The organism is Thermovirga sp. (assembly GCA_012523215.1).
In the GTDB taxonomy this organism is placed as follows: domain Bacteria; phylum Synergistota; class Synergistia; order Synergistales; family Thermovirgaceae; genus 58-81.
This window is the reverse complement of sequence record JAAYIZ010000186.1, coordinates 1-2,251: the sequence shown is the minus strand read 5'-3', so window position 1 is coordinate 2,251 and position 2,251 is coordinate 1. Positions and strand designations below refer to the sequence as shown.

General features: G+C 51.1%; 1 protein-coding gene and 2 pseudogenes. 2 read left to right on the top strand and 1 reads right to left on the bottom strand.

Features of this window, described 5'->3' with window-relative positions; all coding sequences use genetic code 11:
- Positions 1-295 precede the first annotated feature (295 nt).
- Positions 296-1,264, top strand: a pseudogene (locus GX108_05205) (IS5 family transposase).
- A 197-nt stretch (positions 1,265-1,461) separates the two neighbouring features.
- Positions 1,462-1,983: pseudogene (locus GX108_05200) on the top strand (Na+/H+ antiporter NhaC family protein).
- 44 nt (positions 1,984-2,027) lie between these two features.
- Here GX108_05200 and GX108_05195 read toward each other — a convergent pair.
- Complete coding sequence (locus tag GX108_05195) at positions 2,028-2,228, bottom strand: hypothetical protein (GenBank protein NLO56435.1); 201 nt, start codon at positions 2,226-2,228, stop codon at positions 2,028-2,030.
- Between the last annotated feature and the right edge of the window lie 23 nt (positions 2,229-2,251).

The following is a 2,251-nucleotide window of genomic DNA, read 5'->3' as shown; positions in this document are numbered from 1 at the left end:
GCGCCTGCTTGATGGACAACCTGATGTCACCCTCGTTCTTCATGGGATACATTCTCTATCAAAACCCAGGGGGGGTGACATTTTCCCTGTCCCCTTAAGGGGTGACATTATCGCTGTCCGGCGACACAGAGGCAACTCGCTATTGACATACGGATAACCATGATATAAGATATAATCCCTGAAAAATTCCTATGGAAACGGACCTTGACCTAGTAAAATATGGTTGTGACAGTCTTGGTTTGTCCATTCCAGCCTTCTGAACGGCCATACCATCCTCTGAGAGAGCTGACCCCGCATGAAAAACCAGAAAAGCCTTGCCAACGCCGTGACCTTCGAGAAGTACAAAAAACCCACGAGGCGGGAGCAGTTTCTGGCCGAGATGGAACAGGCCGTCCCCTGGAAGGAACTATGCGCCCTTATAGGGCCTTTTTACCCCAAGCTGGGAAGGGAAGGCCTCCCTTAGGGCTGGAACGGATGCTCCGGATCCATTTCCTGCAGAGTTCACTTCAACCTCAGCGACCCTGGAGCCGAAGAAGCGCTCTACGACATGGAACCCATGGGTTGGTTTGTTGGCGTGTCCTCGGCAACGAGGGGAGTCCCGGACGAAAGGACGATCAGCAAGTTCGCCACCTTCTCGAGGCCCATGACCTTGGCGAGATGATCTTCAGGAAGGTCAACGCCCTCCTTAAATCCAGGGGTATGAGACTCTCCGAGGGTACCATCGTCGACGCCACCATCATCAACGCCCCGTCTTCGACGAAGAATAAAGAGAAGAAGCGGGACCCTGAAATGCACTCCACGAAGAAAGGCAACCAGTTCTACTTCGGGTGAGAAGATCCACATAGGTGTCGACAGGGCCACGAAACTGGCCCACAGCCTTGTCACTACGCCTGCCAACGGGCACGACTCGCATCTCATCGGCGAACTTCTCCAAGGGGGAGAAAGCGGAGTATGGGGCGACTCGGCCTACATGGGCAAGACGGAAGAGATCAACGGGAAGGCTCCCATGGCCTCAGATAACAGGAACAGAAGGTCCACCAGAAACAGGAGGCTCACGGAAGAGGAAAAGGAAAGGAACAGGATGCTTTCCAAGACCCGCGTCAGGGTAGGACACGTCTTCGGTGTGGTCAAGAACGTATTCGGATACAGGAAGGTTCGCTACAAGGGTCTTGCGGAGAACACCAACGGCATCCATGTTCTCTTTGCATTGTCGAACCTTTACATGGTCAGGAGGAAACTGCTCTCGCTCCCGGCAGGGGCGTAGTGTCCCTGGATATGGGGGAAAAGGCCAAAGAAAGCAAAAGGGGCGATACAGCCCTCCGAAGGCCTTGAAATGATCTTCAAAAGGCTAGTATAGACTGATTTATCCACAGGAAACGGATTCGGCTGTCAAGGTTCCATAGTTGTAACTATCAAAGTCTTTTGTTCAGAGGCTCCCAAACAAAAGGAGGCACGAAAATTATGAAAGCTTTAATGAGACTCTCCCCAGTTGCAGTTATTGCAGGTTTGATGCTTGCAGGGGTGGATATACTGCTCGCTGCTCCAATTTCATTCATGTATGCATCGATAATTGCTATGATAGTGGACCATTACAAATTTCAGGAATTGCTCGATGCAGCTCTTGAAAATCTTAAGAATTTCTTGATTGTTTTTCTCATTCTTCAGTTAGCCTATGCCGTTGCTGAGTGTTTTATGGCAACAGGTGTGGCGGCATCTGTAATTAATATGTCATTGGCAGCCGGACTTAGCGCAAAGACAGTGGCAGTAGCCGCTCTGCTCTTGACCGCGGTGCTTTCGACCGCCACTGGTACATCATGGGGGACCTTTGCAGCGTGCGCACCCATTTTTTTGTGGTTAAACCACATTGTTGGCGGGAACATAGCTTTGACAATAGGTGCAATTGCAGGCGGATCTTGCTTTGGAGACAATATTGGATTGATATCGGATACGACCATAGTAAGCTCCGGTATGCAAGAAGTTGACGGGCTGTTGCTCAATTACCCCTCTTAAGTTCTACAAAAGGCGGGTCAGGCAGAACAGGTGATCGGTCGTTCCATGTGAGCAAAGTTGAATCGTTTGAGAATCTTTGAAAAAAGAACAAAGGCCCTGGTATGATCCACCTTTAGGACCCGGGCTATCATCGCTGGGTCCTTCACGGGCCCGCCGCCCCGCTTCAACAGCACCTGGATGTTCTGTACGGCGCAGACCAGGTATTCCTGGATACTCATCCTCCATAGCCTCCTCCAGCGGG